Origin of the sequence: Nannocystis pusilla (assembly GCF_020073745.1) — a bacterium.
GTDB lineage: Bacteria > Myxococcota_A > Polyangia > Nannocystales > Nannocystaceae > Nannocystis > Nannocystis radixulma.
Genome location: NZ_JAIRAU010000046.1, coordinates 25,421 through 43,912 on the forward strand (window position 1 = coordinate 25,421; position 18,492 = coordinate 43,912).

General features: G+C 71.3%; 15 protein-coding genes. 6 read left to right on the plus strand and 9 right to left on the minus strand.

Translation table 11 applies throughout. The features are described from left to right. Positions 1-23: 23 nt before the first annotated feature. The gene (locus tag K7C98_RS33030; protein WP_224195820.1) at positions 24-1,937 is read right to left on the minus strand and encodes a hypothetical protein; all 1,914 of its coding nucleotides are present in this window, start codon (positions 1,935-1,937) and stop codon (positions 24-26) included. Between the two features lie 76 nt (positions 1,938-2,013). Next, a complete protein-coding gene (locus K7C98_RS33035) occupies positions 2,014-2,541 on the minus strand; it encodes a PilZ domain-containing protein (RefSeq protein WP_346660320.1) in 528 nt (175 codons plus the stop codon). Between K7C98_RS33035 and era the strand changes: the two genes are divergently transcribed. From era to K7C98_RS33055, 4 genes are all read left to right on the plus strand, one after another. Further along, positions 2,540-3,517 (plus strand): GTPase Era, encoded by a 978-nt coding sequence (gene era / locus K7C98_RS33040; RefSeq protein WP_224195821.1) that lies wholly within the window; start codon positions 2,540-2,542, stop codon positions 3,515-3,517. The two genes, K7C98_RS33035 and era, sit on opposite strands and share 2 nt — an antisense overlap. Then, positions 3,514-4,983: a ribosome biogenesis GTPase Der gene (gene der, locus K7C98_RS33045; protein WP_224195822.1), complete on the plus strand. Its 1,470-nt coding sequence runs from the start codon at positions 3,514-3,516 to the stop codon at positions 4,981-4,983. Before era ends, der begins: the two co-directional genes overlap by 4 nt. A gap of 235 nt (positions 4,984-5,218) precedes the next feature. Next, the gene (locus K7C98_RS33050; RefSeq protein ID WP_224195823.1) at positions 5,219-6,889 is read left to right on the plus strand and encodes a vWA domain-containing protein; all 1,671 of its coding nucleotides are present in this window, start codon (positions 5,219-5,221) and stop codon (positions 6,887-6,889) included. 245 nt (positions 6,890-7,134) lie between these two features. Continuing rightward, entirely contained in the window at positions 7,135-8,799 is a 1,665-nt protein-coding gene (locus K7C98_RS33055) for a VWA domain-containing protein (RefSeq protein ID WP_224195825.1), read from the plus strand. 7 nt (positions 8,800-8,806) lie between these two features. On the opposite strand, the gene K7C98_RS33060 is transcribed toward K7C98_RS33055, so the two are convergent. The 7 genes from K7C98_RS33060 to murJ form a co-directional block, all read right to left on the minus strand. Then, a complete protein-coding gene (locus tag K7C98_RS33060; RefSeq protein WP_224195826.1) occupies positions 8,807-9,694 on the minus strand; it encodes a hypothetical protein in 888 nt (295 codons plus the stop codon). Positions 9,695-9,908: 214 nt separating this feature from the next. Further along, entirely contained in the window at positions 9,909-11,162 is a 1,254-nt protein-coding gene (locus tag K7C98_RS33065; RefSeq protein ID WP_224195828.1) for a hypothetical protein, read from the minus strand. 79 nt (positions 11,163-11,241) lie between these two features. Continuing rightward, a complete protein-coding gene (proS, locus tag K7C98_RS33070) occupies positions 11,242-12,780 on the minus strand; it encodes a proline--tRNA ligase (RefSeq protein ID WP_224195829.1) in 1,539 nt (512 codons plus the stop codon). Positions 12,781-12,855: 75 nt separating this feature from the next. Next, the gene (locus tag K7C98_RS33075; protein WP_276572741.1) at positions 12,856-13,650 is read right to left on the minus strand and encodes a lysophospholipid acyltransferase family protein; all 795 of its coding nucleotides are present in this window, start codon (positions 13,648-13,650) and stop codon (positions 12,856-12,858) included. A gap of 373 nt (positions 13,651-14,023) precedes the next feature. Next, the gene (locus K7C98_RS33080; RefSeq protein WP_224195830.1) at positions 14,024-14,422 is read right to left on the minus strand and encodes a CBS domain-containing protein; all 399 of its coding nucleotides are present in this window, start codon (positions 14,420-14,422) and stop codon (positions 14,024-14,026) included. 97 nt (positions 14,423-14,519) lie between these two features. Beyond that, positions 14,520-15,479: a COX15/CtaA family protein gene (locus K7C98_RS33085; RefSeq protein WP_224195831.1), complete on the minus strand. Its 960-nt coding sequence runs from the start codon at positions 15,477-15,479 to the stop codon at positions 14,520-14,522. Positions 15,480-15,823: 344 nt separating this feature from the next. Beyond that, complete coding sequence (murJ, locus tag K7C98_RS33090) at positions 15,824-17,443, minus strand: murein biosynthesis integral membrane protein MurJ (protein ID WP_224195832.1); 1,620 nt, start codon at positions 17,441-17,443, stop codon at positions 15,824-15,826. 50 nt (positions 17,444-17,493) lie between these two features. Here murJ and K7C98_RS33095 point away from each other — a divergent pair, with 50 nt between their 5' ends. Both K7C98_RS33095 and K7C98_RS33100 read left to right on the plus strand, forming a co-directional pair. Then, positions 17,494-18,366 carry a UbiA prenyltransferase family protein gene (locus K7C98_RS33095; protein WP_224195833.1) on the plus strand — a complete coding sequence of 291 codons (873 nt, stop codon included), beginning with the start codon at positions 17,494-17,496 and terminating at the stop codon, positions 18,364-18,366. A 7-nt stretch (positions 18,367-18,373) separates the two neighbouring features. After that, on the plus strand, positions 18,374-18,492 hold a 119-nt coding region (locus K7C98_RS33100), incomplete at its 3' end, for a D-aminoacyl-tRNA deacylase (protein WP_224195835.1).

The window sequence follows — 18,492 nt, forward strand, 5'->3', positions numbered from 1 at the left end:
ACATGCCCTTGAAACCATCCCGCTCAGGAGCGGGCGCGCGTGCGGTGGAACAGCCCGCCGAGGCCGAGCAGCAGCGACAGACCGCCGACCGCGAGACCTGCCCCGTAGGCCAGGCGCGTGCGGATCGCCGACGTGGTCGTCTCGGGGCGCCCGGCGCTGGCGGTCAGGCGCGCCTGCAGCTCGGCGTCGTCGGGCGCGAGCTCGGCCGCGGTGGCGAGCAACATCCGCCGGCCCTCCTCGGTCGCGGCCAGGTCGGCCTCGGCGAGCAGGGCCTGCACGCGCAGCGCGTCGGCGCGGGTCGGGTCGGCGTCGTCGAGCAGGGCGGCGCTCTTGCGCCACAGCCGGGCGCCGAGCGCCAGCTCGCCGGCGGCGATCGCCTCGGCGGCGGCCTGCTCGTAGGTCGGCACCAGCTCGGCGCGGGCGCTGAGCTCGGGGTCGTCGGCCAGCAGGCGATCGAGGGTAGCGATCGCGGCCGCGCGATCGGGCTCGGCCAGCGCCGCCGCGATCTCGGCCCGCTCGCGCGCGCGGCGGCCCTCGTCGAGGCGGGCGAAGTACGCCCGCGCCAGCCGCTCCGGCTGGGCCTCGCACACCCCGGCGATCACGCTGTCCTTCGGGGCAGTCCGGCAGTCGGGCTCGGCGAGGTCGGGGTGGTGCGAGGCGATCCGGCTCATGATCGCGATCCGGGCCAGGTCGCGGTAGGTCAGCTGCGCCGCCGACTCCCCGGTCCCGCCGCCGACGAAGCGCAGCAGCTTGCGCTCGGCTCGCGGCGCCGGTCCGGTGACGTAGGCGAGGAACGCCGCGCGCGCGGCCTCGCGGACCCGCGGGAGCGCGGCGTCGACGTGGTCGAGCAGCGGCCCCGCCGCGTCGCCCGGGCGGACCAGGCCGTAGGCCGCGATCAGCTCGCCGAGCTGCGCCGGATCGTCGCCGACGGCCTGCAGCGCCTTGCGCGGGTGAGCGCGGTCCATGCGATCGATCTGGTACGCGGCGTACTCGGCGGTGCGGTATGGGATCGAGTCCTTGATCACCTGCGCCTCGCCCTCGTCGGCGGGCAGGGCCGGCTTGAGCGAGCGCCGCAGCAGCCCGGGCAGCGCCGGATCGCCGAGGCGGCGGATCGCCCGCCCGACCTCGTCGCGGAACGTGCCCTCGTGCACGTACGCCGCCGCCAGGAGCGCCTCGACCACCTCGTCGGTGCGGGCCGGCTCGCCGCCGATCGCCGCCGCGGCGCGCAGCAGCGCCGCCTGGATCACGCAGTCGCGGTAGATCGGCCGCAGCGCCTTCGACACCTGGCGCGACGGCAGGGCCAGCAGGTCGGTGAACCAATCCTCCGACAGCTTGACCCCGTGGTGGCCGTGGGCCTTCTTCCACGCCAGCTCGAAGTGGCCGTAGCGGTTCGGCACGTCGCCGCCGATCACCGCCAGCATCGCCTTGTAGTCGGCCTTGCGCCACGTCCGCGGCGCCAGCAGCTCGGTCCGCAGCGCCGGCCACAGCGACGCCGGCGCGGCCGCGAGCGCGCGGGCCAGCGGTCCGAGGTCGCGGTGCGGCCCGTCGCGCAGCGCCGCGAGCAGCCCCGCGAGCTCGTCGGCGCTGGTCGGCGGCGCGATCGGCCGCGCCTCGCCACCTGGCGCATCGGTCCTGTCCGAAAGTTCCTGGTCTTCGGGACCTGTCTGTTCAGACACGCGCGGGAGCGGCTTCGGCCTGGCCTTCGGCTTGCGCTTGGGCGCGCCGGTGGCCTCGGCGTCGTCGGCGGGCAGCTCGGCGATCGCCGCGTCGAGCTCGCGGTCGCCGAGGGCCGCGGCCTGGGCCAGCCAGGTCTCGTAGCGGTCGGCCCACGTCTGGGCTTGCAGGGTGTCGGCCGACGAGCGGGTCAGGACCTCGACCTGCGGCTCACCGGCGCAGGCCGCGACCAGGGTCGAAAGGAGCAGAGCGCGCCGTGGCATGCGGTCTGGGTACCAAGGGCAGGGGAGATCCCCAAATTAGTCACGCCTCGCGGAGCGGGCCCGCAGGGGCGTGAACTCAGTGCAGCCGGTCCTCGGGGACAGGTGCGCCGATCTCGGGGACGAAGCGGAGGAAGCGCAGACCCGCGCCGGTGAGGGCGCGCAGGCCGTCGCTGCCGGCGTACTGGAGATAGTAGTGGTTCTGGATGCGCGCGATCGCGCATATCGCCGCCTCGTCGCCCGGCATCTGGAAGCGGATGATCACCTTCGTCCGCAGCGGCAGCGGCTCGGGCATCTCGATGAACATGCCAGTCTCGGAGATGTTGCGGGCGACGCACCACTGCTCCCCCACCTCCTCCGAGAAGACCAGCACGGGGAAAACCTTGTCGATCCGCGACGAGCCACGGCGTTCCTGGGCGACACGCATGGTGAAAGGATCGCCAGGTCGGTCGATGAGAGCAAATATCCTACATGTATGCCGAGGTGCTCTGATAATTACGGTGTGGTAGTGTGTTTTGATCGCGCGTGCGGCAGGTCTGGCCGCCGGCCGCGCCGCGCGCTTGCGTCGGCCTCCGCCATCCCCCATAAAGCCCGGACTTTTGGCCATGGAAACCGATCGCACGCCGGAGCCCGCCGACGAGGTGTCCTTTCGGGCAGGTACCGTCGCGCTGTGCGGGCGGCCGAACGTCGGCAAGTCGACGCTGCTCAACGCCCTGGTCGGCAGCGACCTCGCGGTCGCCACCCGCTTCCCGCAGACCACCCGCGAGCGCCTGCTCGGCGTGTGGTCGGAAGCCGGGTTTCAGGCCGTCCTGGTCGACACGCCGGGCATCCACCGCGCCAAGTCGGCGCTCAACAAGTTCATGGTCGACGAGGCGCTGCGCGGCGCCCAGGCCGTCGACCTCGTCCTCATGCTCGCCGAGGCGCCGATGCTGGCCGACATCGCCGCGGCCGAGGCGTGGGAGCCGGGTCCGGCGGCCACCGCCGCGCTCGAGTCGATCGCCGCCGCCGGCCGGCCGATCGCGCTCGTGCTGACCAAATGCGACCGCGTCGAGGACAAGGGGCTGCTGCTGCCGATCCTCCACAAGTGGTCGACGCTGCACCCCTTCACCGCGCTCATCCCGATCAGCGCCACCACCGGCGAGGGTCTGCCGGTGCTGCGCGATCACGTCGTCGCCGCGCTGCCGGTCGCCGCGCCGCTGTTCCCCGAGGACCAGCTGAGCGACCGCGCCGTCCGCTGGCACGCCGGCGAGCGCGTGCGCGCGGCCCTGTTCGACCACCTGCGCGACGAGCTGCCGTACTGCTGCGCCGTCACCGTCGAGTCGTTCAAGGAGCAGCGCAAGCCGGCGCGGGACATCGTCCACGCCAGCGTGCACGTCGAGCGCGAGAGCCAGAAGCCGATGGTCATCGGCCGCGGCGCCGCCACCATCAAGGCCATCTCGATGTCGGCCCGGCGGGCGATCGCCGAGCTGACCGGGAGGCCATGTGAACTCTACCTCGAGGTCAAGGTGACCCCGAACTGGACCCGCGACCCGGCGCTGATGCAGCGCCTCGGCCTGCACGCCCCCGTGGGAGGCCTGTCATGAGCGAACACGACGATGATCTGGCCGAAGGGCCAGCCGCCGATCCGGCCGACGCCCCGGCCCCCAGCGCCGACGCCGACCGTCGCACCAGCGTGGTCGCGATCGTCGGCCGGCCGAACGTCGGCAAGTCGACCCTCTTCAACCGCCTCGTCGGCGCGCGCAAGGCGATCGTCGAGGACCGCCCCGGCGTCACGCGCGACCGCCTGTACGGCGTCGTCAACCACGACGGCAAGAGCTACATCGTCGTCGACACCGGCGGCCTCGACTTCGAGGACGAGTCGCTCGGCGGCCAGATCCGGGTCCAGGCCGAGATCGCGATCGAGGAGAGCGATCTGATCCTCTTCGTCGTCGACGCCTTCGACGGCATCGTCGCCGACGACCGCGAGATCGCCGACATCCTGCGCCGCTCGGGCCGGCCGGTGCTGGTGGTCGTCAACAAGTGCGACAACCCCGAGCGCGAGATCGCGGCCCAGTCCGCGCACGAGCTCGGGTTCCCGATCATCGCCGTGTCCGCGGCCCACGGGCGCAACGCCGCCGAACTGCACGACGCCGTGCTGGCGGAGGTGCAGCAGCCCGCGCTCGAGGGGGCGATCGCCGGCGCGCCGGTCGGCACCCGCGTCGCCTTCATGGGCCGGCCGAACGCCGGCAAGTCGAGCCTCATCAACGCGCTCCTCCGCGAGCCGCGGGTGATCGTCAACGCCGAGGCCGGCACCACGCGCGACCCGATCGACCTGCCGTTCGAGTTCAACAAGCAGCCGATCGTCCTCATCGACACCGCGGGCCTGCGGCGGCGCAAGCAGATCGAGCGGGCCATGGAGAAGCTGGCCGCGATCAAGGCGATCCGGACGATGGAGCGCACCCAGGTGGTCGCCCTGATCATCGACGCCAGCATCGGCGTCACCGACCAGGATCAGCGCCTGGCCCGCATGGCCCACGAGCGCGGCAAGGGCGTCGTCGTCTGCCTCAACAAGTGGGATCTCGTCGCGCGCGACAAGAAGCTCGCCCACGCGGTGCAGGAGCAGGCCCAGGAGGAGCTGCAGTTCCTCGAGCGGCCCTACATCATCAAGACCTCGATCACGGGGGCCGGGCGCGACGCCGGGCAGGGCCACGCGCGCGGCCTCGGCGAGCTGATGGAGGCGTGTCTGCACACCGCCCGCGCGCTCGGCAAGCACATCCCCACGGCCGATCTCAACGCCGAGCTGGCCGCCGCCGTCGCCGAGCACTCGCCGCCGATGTTCGGCCCGAAACCCGTAAAACTGCTGTTCGCCACCCAGGCCGAGAGCGATCCCCCGCTGATCGTCATTTCGGCCAACCACGGACGCTGCCTTCCTGCGTCGTACGAGCGCTACCTGCTGCGCCGCTTCCGGACCCGCTGGAACCTGCGCGGGATCCCGGTGCGCCTGGTGGTCCGCGCCCGCGGGCGCACCAACAGCGAGCGGGGCAGGGGCGCGAGCAAGAGCGCCGACTGAGGTCCTGCGGCCGCGCTGCGACGAGGCCGGCGCGATCGGTGACGTCCCCGCCGCATGTGAGGCAAATCCGGGCGCTCGCGCGCTCGCGCGGCCCCATGGGTCTCCGCCAGGGGCCTGGCGGCGGCCGACGCGGGTTCGGGGCACATGGAGTGTCCGCGGACTTTACAAGCCGGGCCCACCTTTGCCATGGTAAGGGACACCGTCCACCTGCCTCCGGCCTCCCTGGAGAACCCTCATGTCGCGCGTTACTTCCCTGAGTCGTCTCTCGCTCACCGCCGGCGCTGCCCTGGCGCTCACCGCCTGTCTCGAGCACCCGATCAAGAAGGTGCTCTACGACAAGAGCTCCGAGGCGCAAGAGAACGTCGCCATCGCGATCAACAAGGACGTCGACATTCTCTTCGTCATCGACAACTCCGGGTCGATGGCCGACGAGCAGGCCCTGTTGGCCAAGAACTTCGCCGCGTTCATCAACGTGCTCGAGGCGGACGACGTGAACGCCAACTACCGCATCGGTATCACGACGACCGACAGCGGCAACCCGCGCTGTCCGGCGGCGCAGACCACCCCCGAGGGCGGCAAGCTGGTGCTGTCGAGCTGCGTCGGGCGTGCGGCGCTCGGCGACTTCTCCTTCGACATGGAGGACTACAGCTACGCCTGCACCGACGTGTGCGACCTCGACGACGATCAACTGCAGATCAAGCCGACCGAGCACCAGTACTCGAACGGCGAGAAGGCGCCGCGCAACTGGATCGAGCGCATCGAGGAGGAGACCAACCTCCCCGACGGCGTCTCGACTATCCAGGCGTTCCAGTGCTTCGGCCCGCAGGGCGTGTCGGGCTGCGGCTTCGAGCAGCACCTCGAGTCGATGTACAAGGCGCTCGCGCTGGCCAGCCAGGAGTCGTCGACGACCAACTACGGCTTCATCCGCGACACGGCGATCCTCTCGATCGTGTTCATCACGGACGAGCTCGACTGCTCGCACAACGACAAGTTCAAGGAGATCTTCACCACCAACAAGACGTTCTGGGAGGACCCGGATCGTCCCGACGCCACCTCGGCCGTGTGCTTCAACGCCGGCGTGAAGTGCGAGGGTGCGGGTCCGACCTACACGCGCTGCGAGTCGGCCAACTACGGGATCGACGGCAGCTCCGGCGTCGACGACGCCGACGCCGTGCTGCAGCCGGTGTCGAAGTACATCAATTTCGTTCAGGGCCTCGAGAACGAGAAGAAGATGTACGACACCACCCAGGAGGTCCTGGTGGCGCTCATCGCCGGCGTGCCGCCCGGCTACGAGAGCGGGGACAAGGAGATCATCTACGAGGACGAGACCGATCCGGAGGAGCGGGATCTGTTCGGCATCGGCAAGGGCTGCACCCTGCCGAACCCGGACGACCCGATGAACCCGCAGACCGCGATGCCGCCGGTGCGCGAGCGCGAGTTCGCCGAGGCGTTCCAGGTCGGCGACGATCGCAACCTGTTCTCGATCTGCCAGGACGACTACTCGATCGCGCTCCAGGCGATCGCCAACAAGATCCGCGACCAGATCAAGCCGGCGTGCATGACCAAGTGCGTCAAGGACGTCGACCCGTCCGACCCGCTGCTGCAGCCGAACTGCCAGATCTTCGAGGACAACCTGGCCGCCATGACCCGCAACGAGATCCTCCCGTGCGAGGAGGTCGGCGGTGAGTGGGTCGCTCCGGCTGGCGAGACGGCGTGCTTCGCCATGCTCATCGATCCGGGTGGCGACACCGATAGCCCGATCGACGACATGTCGCCCGAGTGCGTCATGGAGGGCTACAACCTCGAGTTCCTGCTCAAGCGCAGCGGCGCGGCCCCGGCCGGCACCACGATCTCGGCGGCCTGCGAGCTGTCGCCGAACCCGAGCAACGACTGCCCGATGCTCTGAGCCTCCTGCTCTCCCATCCGCCCGAGCGCGCTCCCGCCGTGAGGCGAGGGCGCGCTCGCGCTTTCGGGGCCGGACGTCCGGAACTCGGCAGAGACCCCGGCGGTGAAGGATCGCCAACTTGGTTGTCGCCCCGTGCCCCGGTCGCAACCGCGTTGTCTCGGGCCCGCTCCTCAAGCCCGTGAAAACTCAACGTTCTCACGGTGGCCCGCGCGACGCATGGGACAGCAGCGGAGGTCCTGATGTCGTTGCGCTCCGCTCTTATCGTCTCGCTTCCTCTCGTTGCCGGCCTCTTCAGCGGTTGCCTCGAGCATCCGGTCAAGAAGGTCTCGTACGACAAGACCCAGGTCGACGACGAGACCGTCAACGTCCAGATCAACAAGGACGTCGACATCCTGTTCGTGATCGACAACTCGGGCTCGATGGCGGACGAGCAGGCGCTGCTGTCGAAGAACTTCCAGGCGTTCATCAGCGTGCTCGAGGACCCCAAGGTCGAGGCCAACTACCGCATCGGCATCACCACCACCGACTCGGGCAACCCGCTGTGTAAACAGGCCCAGACCACGCCCGAGGCCGGCAAGCTGGTGCTGTCGAGCTGTCTCGACCGCATGGCGCTCGGCGACTTCACCTTCAACATGGACGACTACGGCTACGCGTGCAGCGACTACTGCAAGCTCGACGACGCGATGCTGACCGACCGGATCAAGCCGACCGAGACGCAGTACTCCGACGGCGAGGCCGAGCCGCGGCGGTGGATCGAGCGCATCGAGGGCACGACCAACCTCCCCGACGACGTGACCTCGGTCGAGGCGTTCCAGTGCTTCGGCCCGCAGGGCGTGTCGGGCTGCGGCATGGAGTCTCACCTCGAGTCGATGTACCGCGCGCTGCTCCAGGCCAACCGCGCCGACTCGCCGACCAACTACGGGTTCTTGCGCGACCAGGCGATCCTCTCGGTGGTGTTCATCACCGACGAGCTCGACTGCTCGTACAACCCCAAATTCGGCGAGGTGTTCACCACGAACAAGATCTTCTGGGCCGACCCCGACGACCCGCAGGCGACCAGCGCCGTGTGCTTCAACGCCGGCGTGAAGTGCGAGGGCGCCGGCCCGATTTACGACCGCTGCGTCTCGGCCAACTACGGCATCGACGGGGCCGTCGACGTGCCCGACGAGGAGGCCGTGCTGCAGCCGCTGTCGAAGTACATCGACTTCCTGCAGACGATCGAGGACGAGAAGAAGATGCGTCAGGCCGATCAGGAGGTGCTCGTCGCCCTGATCGCCGGCGTCCCGCCCGGCTACGAGAGGGGCGACGCCGACATCGTCTACCAGGACTCCGACGACCCCGAGTTCCAGAGCAGCTTCGGCATCGGCGCCGGCTGCCAGTTGCCGAACCCCAACGACCCCGACGCGCCGCAGACAGCGGTCCCGCCGGTGCGCGAGCGCGAGTTCGCCGAGGCGTTCCAGGTCGGCGGCGAGCGCAACCTGTTCTCGATCTGCCAGGACGACTACTCCGAGGCGCTGCGCGAGATCGCCAAGAAGCTCGAGGCGCAGATCCGTCCCGCGTGCATGCCCCAGTGCGTCAAGGACATCGACCCGAGCACGCCGGTGCTCGATCCGTCGTGCGTGCTGGCCCAGATCAACACGGCCGAGGGCACCCGCGAGGAGCTGCCGCCGTGCGAGGAGGTCGGCGGCGAATGGGTCACACCCGCCGGCGCCACGGCCTGCTTCGCGGAGCTGATCGATCGAGGCAGCCAGACCGACAGCGAGCTCGACAACATGGATCCGTACTGCGTCGGCGAGGGCTTCAACCTCGAGTTCAAGCTCGTCCGCACCGGCCCCGCGCCGGCCGGCACCACCATTCAGGCCACGTGCGAGCTGTCGCAGAACCCCAAGCAGGACTGCCCGATGCTGTGAGCCGCCGTCACGGCCGCTGGACGCGCAACATGTGCCAGTCGATGAAGGGCGTCTCGGGGTCGTCGACGCAGAGCTGAGTCTTCGCGTTCACCTGGCCCTTCACGTGGGCGCGTACGACCGCGAGCAGGTAGGTCGCGCCCGCGAGGTCGGTCGCCACGACCTCGCCCGCGGCGAGCGTGCCGACCGCCTCGCCGTGGTCGCTGAACGCGAGGCGCAGGTGCCTCGCCTGTCCTTCGCGACAGCATTCGCCGGCGGCGCAGTCGCACGGCTCGCCGGCGCCGCGCTCGACGTCGAGGCGCACGTCGGCGTCGATGAAGCCCGGTGCCGCGACCACCCGCGACGAGGCGACGTAGAGCGGATAGACGGTGGCGTCGTCGAAGATGGCGAGGCCGGTGGTCTTGCAGCCGCTCGCGGCCTCCGGGTCGCCGTCGACCGCGACGCCCTGGTGGACCACGCGCAGGCAGGCCCCGTCGACCACGTAGGGCGCGAGCCCCGGGTCGAGCGGGACGCTAAAGCTGCAGGTGCCGCAGGTGTTGTCGGTGCACAGCGCGATGTCGGCGCCGTCCTCGCTCGGCTTGCCGATCTTGCCGAAGTACTGCGTGACGGCGGCGCACTGGGCGGGGGGCAGCGGCGGATCGACGACGAGCCGCTCGTCCGAGAACGGCTCGCAGAGCGGGCCGGCGCTGCCGGCGCTGACGTCGCCGCCGCTGGTGGCCGCCGCCGAGCCGGTCGTCGTCAGCGCCGAGGTCGTGAGATCGACGGCGCCGGTGGTGGTCGTCCCGGTCGTGAGATCGAGTGTCCCCGAGGACATGTCACCGCTCGCGCCGCCGAGGAAGAACAGCGGGTTGGGCCGCGAGCACGAGACGAGCAGCAGCAGGGCCGACCACAGGCGCACGCGGTCATTGTCGACGATCTCGTGGCGTTCGCGGGCTCTTCGTGCGGGCGCGCCTCCGCCCGGCGCGCCCGCGCGCGTCCGCGTTGGCTGTCCCGACGGACATGTCATCGCGCGCGGACGCGCCGGCGCAGGGCGGGCGCGTCCGCGGAGGTTGGGTGTCCGAATGGACAGGCCATTCGTGAGGCCTCCCGTGGGGCCGCTGCTAGCGATCGGCTCAGCGGTCGAGCTTGACCAGGCCGCGCGCCGCGGCCTCGACGAGCCCGAGGTTGTAGGCGACCAGGCCGATCAGCAGCGCGGCGAAGCCGAGGGCGACGAGCCGCTGCGCCCGCGTGCCGGCGGTCCGGCGCGCGAGCCAGTCGCTCAGCATCGCCAGGCCGAGGGCGACGAAGACGGTGCAGCCGGCGTGGCGGCGGGCCCCGAACGCGAAGCCGCCGCCCGGGTCGCGCGCGCACGCGAACAGGAGGGTCAGCGCGCCGATCACCGCCAGCGCGCCGAGGGCCACCCCGCGCGACGCCGGCCGGGTGAGGCCGAGGACGAGGCCGACGAGCGCGACCGCGGCGATCGGGGTCCACGACAGCAACCCGTGGCCGCCGAACAGCACGACGCCGAGGTCGCGCCCGAGGTGTTGCAGGTCGAAGAAGTCGAGGTCCCAGCGGATCGCGCCGCGCTGCGATCCGGGGTGCGCGAAGTTCATGTAGAGCTGCGGCATGACGCCGAGCACCGACACGGCGAGGGCGGCGACGGCGTCGCGGTAACTCGCGCGCGAGGTCCCGCCGCGGCGGTGCTCGACGAGCCACCACGCGACCGGCAGCAGCAACCACAGCGCGTTCTGCAGGCGCATGAGCAGGGCCGCGGCCAGGCCGAGGCCGACCGCGAGCGGACCGGCGCCCCGCAGGGCGAAGGCGGTGAGCCAGGCGACGGCGGCGGCGTCCGGCGCGTGCGCGTAGCCGGTGCTGACGAGCGCGTAATACGGCACGACGAAGCCCAGCGTGGCCGCGAGCGCGACGAGGTCGCGTCGCCCCGCGCTCAGCGTGACGAGGCCGCGCTGTCGCAGCGCCTGCACGCTGGCGACGCAGCCGGCGAAGGTCAGGCCGATCGACATCGCCGCCAGCGCCGCGGCGAAGCAGGGGTCCCAGAACGGGTGCAGGTCGAGCGCGCGGTGGACCCGGAGCCCGGGGACCATCAGCAGCGAAGGTCCCAGCTCGCGGACGGGCAAGCGCCAGCCGTCCTGCGCCGGATCTTGCCCGAGCTTCCAGCGATCGCCGAAGCCGCGCAGCTGGTTCGACAGATCGATGTCGCCGTCGAAGGCGAGGCTGCGCCCGGCCAGGTAGATGTAATAGGCGTCGCCGGCGATGGCAGAACGCCCGCGATGCCGGGGAGCCTCGACCGCGAAGGTGTAGGCGAGCGCCGCCACGGCCAGGGCCCCGGCGATGAGCCAGGTTCGTCGTCCAGGACCCGGGGCGGCCATCGCGGCCGATGATAGAGACGACCTTGCGCGCTTGCAAGGAACGCGGCCAGGCCTGTCCCGGAGGACAGGCCGACGAGCATCAGTAGGCCTTGGCCATCAGGACCCGGCGGGCGCTCGGTGCCCCCGAGAACACGCAGCGACCGGCCTCGGGCTCGGGGCCGTGGCCGGGCAGGGGGATGCAGCGGATCGTGACCCGCGTCTGCTCCTTGATCTTGGCCTCGGTCTCGCGGGTGCCGTCCCAGTGGCACCACGCGAAGGTGCTCTTCTCGCCGGCGAACGCGGCCAGGAACTCGTCCCAGGTGTCGATGTTGCGCGAGCGCTCGCGCAGGCGCTCCTGGGCGAGCCGCAGCAGCTCGTCCTGGAAGCGATCGAGGCGCTCCTTGATGGTGGCGACGAACTCGTTCTGCGGGATGAACTCCTTGCCGCGACCGGCGGCGGTGTCGACCCGCATCTTGACGCAGACCTGGCCCTTGGCGAGGTCCTTGGGCCCGAGCTCGACGCGCACCGGCACGCCCTTGCGCTCCCACATGTAGAACTTGTTGCCGGGCCGCAGGTCGCGGTCGTCGATCACGACCTCGACGAAGTCGCGGTAGCGGCTGCGGGCCGGCGCGAGGTCGACGTCGGCCAGCTGGGCGCGGATCGACTCGGCGGCGGCGAGCACCTGCGACCGCTCCTCGTCGTTCTTGTAGATCGGGACGATGACGACGTGGATCGGGGCGAGGCGCGGCGGCAGGACCAGGCCGCTGTCGTCGGAGTGGGTCATGATGACCCCGCCGACCAGGCGCGTGCTGACGCCCCACGACGTCTGCCACACGTAGTCGCGCCCGCCGGCCTCGGTCTGGAACATGACGTTGAACGCCTTGCCGAAGTTCTGCCCGAGGTCGTGGCTGGTGCCGGCCTGCAGCGCCTTGCCGTCCTGCATCAAGGCCTCGATGCAGGTCGTCTGGACCGCGCCGGCGAACCGCTCGCTGTCGGTCTTGACGCCGCGGATCACCGGCATCGCCATGAGCTGCTCGGCGAAGTCGCCGTAGACGGCGAGCATGCGCATGACCTCGGCCTGCGCCTCCTCGTGGCTGGCGTGCGCGGTGTGGCCCTCCTGCCACAGGAACTCGGTGGTGCGCAGGAACATCCGGGTGCGCTTCTCCCAGCGCATCACGTTGGCCCACTGGTTCACCAGCAGCGGCAGGTCGCGGTAGCTCTCGATCCAGCGCGAGAAGAAGTAGCCGATGATCGTCTCGCTGGTCGGGCGGATGATGTACGGCTCCTCGAGCTTCTCGCCGCCGGCGTGGGTGACGACCGCGAGCTCGGGCGAGAAGCCCTCGACGTGCTCGGCCTCCTTGGTGATGAAGCTCTGCGGCACGAGCAGCGGGAAGTAGGCGTTCTGGTGGCCGGTCGCCTTGAAGCGGGCGTCGAGCTCGCGCTGCAGCTTCTCCCAGATCGCGTAGCCGTGCGGCTTGACGACCATGCAGCCCTTGACGACCTTGGCCGGCTCGGCCAGCTCGGCCTCGCGGATGACGTCCTGGTACCACTGCGGATAGTCGGTCTCGCGCGGGGTGATCTTCCCGCCCGCCTTGCCGACCTGATCCTCTTGCTGCTCGGCTCGCGCGCCCTGTTTCATGGGCGGAGGATGCCGAGCGCGCGCGGAGGTGGCAAGCCCCGGCGGCCGGGCAGGGGACCGTTCGCCGCGAGCGCCTCAGCCGGTGAGCGGCGTGATCTGGTCGCGCAGCGCCTGGATCTCGGTCCGAACCTGGTCCTTGAGGGCCGGCAGGTCGTCGAGCGTGAGGCCACGGGTCGAGATCGGGGCACCGACGGCCACGTAGGCGCGCGCCTGGCCGAAGCGCCAGTCGTGCTTGGGCAGCGCCGCGGCGGTGCCCGCGACCGCGATCGGCAGCACGTCGGCGCCGGTCTCGATCGCCAGGTGGAACGCGCCGTCCTTGAACGGCCCCATCTCGTCGCCGAGCGCGCGCGTGCCCTCGGGAAAGATCATGACCGGCGTGTCGCGCATGAGGTACCGCCGGCACCGCGCCATCGCCCCCTTGGCCGAGCCGCGGTCGCCCCGCACCACCGGGATGTCGCCGGCGAAGAACATCGCCCAGCCGAGGATCGGGACCCTGAACAGCGAGGCCTTGCCGAGCCACTTCATCTCCCACGGCAGGTGCGAGATGAGGAACGGGTCGGTCTGCGAGCAGTGATTGCTGACGACGACGGTCCGCCGCGGCCGATACGGCGGCAGCGGCCTGTGCACGCGGAAGTCCCACAGCGGGTTGAGCTTGGTGACGCCGATGGCCGCCAGGCGGAACAGCCGGCCGGTGATCCTCCGACCATGGTCGAAGGGCCAGGTGAGCGGGGCCAGCACGAACTGCAGGCAGAAGGCGAGGCCGCCGAGACCGAAGATGAGCAAGTATGTCCAAACGGACAGGAGGATCGTGCGCGGTGCGGACATGCGCGGCATGGCGGTCTGGCCCTGATGCGGGACGTTGCCCGTCATGCCACGAGGCCTCCGGCGTGCCAAGCTCCGCGGGCCGCGCAGCACGCCGGCGAGCGCCGCGCGATGGTGCGAGCGGCGAGCGTCGACGCTCTCGTGCACGCGCGCGAGCGAGGGCGTGCTCGCAAACTACCTGGCACCGTCCGTGGCGCCGACAACCCAAGCCGATGTCAACAAGAGCCGAACTGCGAGACAGCCGATCGCGGGGCCCATCATTCCGCGGGCCGGCGCATGCACTTCGATCCCCGAAGATGGTAGTGGCCGCCGCCTCGTCGATCCGTGCCGGCTCGGTTCATGAGCTGTCGCACGGCGAGGCCACGCGAGGTCCTGACGGATCGGCGCACGAGCAGCCACCGCGCGGCCGGAGGCGAACCGCTCAGTGGCGCAGCGCGGCGGCGTCGAGGAGCGCGCCGCAACGACGGGCCGCGTCGTCGAGCGTGAACAGACCGACGAGGTGACCGCGGTCGCTGATGACGACGGCCTCGGCCCGGTGCGTGAGCATCATGCGCAACACCGCGTCGACGCTGCGCCACGGCGGGGCGACCGGAGGGTCGCCACGCATCATGTCGCGGACGAGGCGGCGCGCGAGGTGATCGCCGCGGAGCCGGGCGAGGTCGCGTTCGTACACGAGGCCCAGCAGCTCGCCGTAGTCGAGCACCGGCAGCAGGGCCGCGCCCTCGCTGCGCATGCGCTGCAGCGCCGCGCCGGCGCCCTCGTCGGGGAGGACGGAGAAGGGCAGCGCGCGCATGAGCTCGCAGACGGGCCGATCAGCCATCGGCCAACACTTTAGCCGAGACCGCGGCGGGATCCACCGCGCCAGGCCGACATCGGCGGTGCGGTGTGATGTCGCCCGGCCGGCTGACGCGACGTCATCAGCCGGCGCGCGAGCGCCCGTCAGGGCCTGCCTGGGCGTGCATCACTTCGAGCGAGAACAGCACCGCAGCGACCCACAGCGCGGTTCCGAGGCCGAGGTGCAGCACCTGCATCCAGCCGGGGGCGGAGAGCATCACATTGAGGACGCCGGCGGCCAGCTGCGCGAACACCAGGATCATCACCCACGCGCTCGCCCGGCGGACGGCCGACGTCGCGGTGCTCCCCCCCAGGTGATGAGCGACGACCGCGGTGAAGAAGCCGAGGCCGCAGGCGAGTACGGGGTGCATCAGTCGCAGGCGCTGGAGGAAGTGGGCGCCTGCGCCGAGGTCGCGTTGCAGGCGATCGGCCAGCGCCCCCGACTCGACCGGATAGAGGGTGTCGCCGAGCGCGGTGACGGCCCCGCTGATCCCGACCAGGACGAGGCCGCCGAGGCTGGCGTACACGAGCCAGCGGACTCGACGCGACGGGCCCTGACGCGCCGGCTCGCCCGTCGCGTCGCGCCCCGACGCCCACGCCGCGAGCGCCAGGGCGCCGGTCAGCAGCGACGTGTTGACGAGGTGGGCGGCCATGACGATCGCGCGGGCGACCGAGTCGTTGTCGCCGACCAGGCCGAAGCGCACCAGGCCGGCGCCGATCAACGCCTCGGTGATCGTGAACGCGAGCGCGAGCCAGGCCCCGAGCCGGGCCGCGTGTCCGCGCGGGAATCCGCGCAGCGCCGCCACCAGCAGCGCCAGGACGATGATGCCGCACAGCCCGGAGGTGACGCGGTGCGAGAACTCGATGACCGTCTCGATGGTGGGGCTGATCGGCACGACCTCGCCGTGACAGGTCGGCCAGTGCTGCCCGCACCCCGCGCCCGAACCGGTGATCCGGACGACCGCGCCGAACAGGATCACGAGGACGGTATACGCGAGGGTCCCCCAGGCGAGGCTGCGAAAACGTGCGCGTGTGGCGGCCACCGGCCCTCCATACTCGCTTTCTCGCCCGCCGGCCAGCCCCGCGACCGCCTGCCACGGGCGTCTCCGCGGCCACCGCGGGCGGACGGTCCTCGCCCGTCGCGGCCGGGCGAGCGTGAGTTCGGCGACCGCCGCGCGCCGGCGCCACGACGGACAGGTGTCGCTGCCGGCGCCGCCGGGGCAGCCGGACCGCGGGCGACGCGGCTGCGCCTGAGGACATGTTCGAATAGTCCTGCTCTGGAGGACATGCGCTCCGAGACATGCGCTCTTGCACATGTCCTCAGTGCCAGCGGAGGCGGCGCCGCGGATCGCAGCGGACATGCCCGAGAGGACATGTCCTGGGGGCTTCAGGCCGGCTTGGCCCGCCGTCGCCGCAGCCGGCGCAGGATCCCGCCCGGCAGGCCCCACAGCTGCGCTCCGCCGGGGTAGCGGCCGGCGCGGACGATCGCGGCGAAAACCACGAACCCGAGCGCGATCACGAGCGCCAGCGTCCCCGCGCCGAGCAGCCCGCGCAGCAGGCGGGGCAGGGCGGCGAGCGAGTCGGCGAGTACGCTCGAGACGCCGGCCCAGGCGGCCCACACGACCGCCCCGAGGGCGGCGTTGGCCGCGGCCAACACGCCGAGCTCGCGCCAGCGGCCGGGGCGGGCCAGGCCGCCGATCTCGCGCCGGTAGAACGCGCGCAGCAGCGTGAGGTTGACGAGCGCGCCGATGGATGTCCCGAGGGCCAGGCCGGCCGGGCCGAGGCGCTCGTAGGTGAAGGCGTTGAAGCCGATGTTGGCGGCGACCGAGGCCAGCGACGCGATCAGCGGCACCCGCGGGCGATCGATCGAGTAGAACGCCGGCGCCACGATCTTGACCATGCTGTAGGGCGCGAGCCCGATCGCGTAGGCCTGGAGGATGAGCGCGACCGCGGCCGACTCGGCGGCGCTGAAGCGGCCGCCCTCGTAGATGAGCGACACGATCGGGTGGGCCAGGAGGACCAGCCCCACGGTGCTCGCGGAGGTCAGCAGCCAGGCCGCCGACAGGCCCTCGCCGGTGCGGGCGATCAGGCGCGAGCGGTCGCCGCGGGCCGCCTCCTCCGACACCTGCGTGGTCGTCACCGTGGCGAGCGCCACCCCGAACACGCCGATCGGGAGGAAGAAGATCCGGAACGCGTACTCGACCTGCGCCACCGCGCCGTCGCCGAGGCTGGCGGCGAAGCGGGTGTTGACGAACACGTTGAGCTGGACCGCGGCCACCCCGACGATCGCGGGCAGCATCAGCGCGACGATCCGGCGGATGCCCGGGTGCGCGAGCAGGCCGCGCAGCTGCGGCCGCGCGCGGTAGCCGAGGCGGCGCAGGTACGGCAACAGCACCGCGGCCTGGGTGACGCTGGCGAGAAGCGTGCCGACGCTCCAGGCCAGCACGGCGGCGCGTCCGCCGAGCCCGGCGAGCCACATCCCCGCGCCGGCGGTGATGCTGACGAGGTTGAACAGCGCCGGCGCGAGCGCGAACGGCAGGAAGTGCCGCTGCGCGTTCAAGACCCCGCCCCACACCGCGCCGACGCTCACGAGCGCGAGGATCGGCATCATGACGCGCGTCAGCGCGGCGGTCTCGGCGATCTTCTCGGCGCTCCAGCCCGACGTGATGGCGACCACGAGCGGCTCGGCGAACACCACCCCGAGCAGCGTCAGCGTGCCCGTGACGAGCAAAATCCCGGCCAGCGCGAGGTTGGCGAGCTGATACGCGCGCTCGCGATCTTCCTGCACCAGATACGAGGTGAAGGTCGGGACGAACGCGCTCGACAGGGCCCCCTCGGCGAGCAGGTCGCGCAGGAGGTTGGGGATCCGGAACGCGACGGAGAAAGTGTCCGCGAGGGCGCCGGCGCCGATCAGGCGCGACTGCAGCGACATACGGACGAGCCCGAGGACGCGCGAAGCGGCGACCGCGGCGCTGATCGAGCCGGATGACTGGAGGGCGGAGGGCACGTGGCGCGGCAGTAGAACACGCGCCGGGCCCGTGCGATAGTCCCGGCCCCGTGCTCCTCGCGCTCATCAAGACGCTCAGGCCGCGCCAGTGGATCAAGAACCTCTTCGTCGCCGTGCCGCTGATGTACGGCCAGCGGCTCACCGATCCGTCGAGCCTGCTCGTCACCGCCGGCGCCGTCGCGCTGTTCTGCCTGATCTCCGGCTGCGTCTACATCCTCAACGACCTCGTCGACGTCGAGAAGGATCGCGCCCACCCGAAGAAGCGCAACCGACCGATCCCGTCCGGGCGCCTGCCCGAGGTCGTCGCGCGCCGCTTCGCCGTCGTCTGCGTGCCGGTGTGCCTGGCGCTCGGCTACTGGTTGCAGCCGCTCTACGCCGCCGCCCTCGGCGGCTACTTCCTGCTCAACCTGGCCTACAGCTTCAAGCTCAAGCAGATCGCCTACGTCGACGTGCTGTCGATCGCGGCCGGCTTCATCCTCCGCGTGCTGGCCGGCGCGCTCGCCCTCGGGATCCCGGCCTCGCCGTGGCTGCTCGGCTGCACTGGCCTTTTGGCCATGTTCCTCGGCTTCGGCAAGCGGGCCCACGAGCTCGCCGGCGCCGAGGATCCGCAGCGCCAGCGCGCCGCGCTGGCCGCCTACAACCTCGTCACGCTGCGCGTCATCCTCTACACCCTCGGCTTCGCCACCGTCGGGCTCTACGTCGCCTACACCCTCAGCGAGCACGTGCTGGAGATGTTCGGAACCAACCGCCTGGTCTACACGGCCGCGTTCGGGGTGGTGGGCATCGCCCGCTTCATCTTCCTCTCGACCACCCGGCGCGAGGCCGAGTCGCCGACCGAGGAGATGCTCAAGGACCCGCTGTTCATGATCAACTTCGTGGTCTGGATCGCGCTGACCGCCGCGCTCCTCTACGGGTGGATCTGAGGCCGCGATGTTGACGGTCATCCAGCGGGTCTCGCGGGCCGCGGTGCGCGTCGACGGCGAGGTCGTCGGCGCCGTCGAGCGCGGCGCCATGCTGCTCGTGGCGGTCGAGCGCGGCGACGTCGAGGC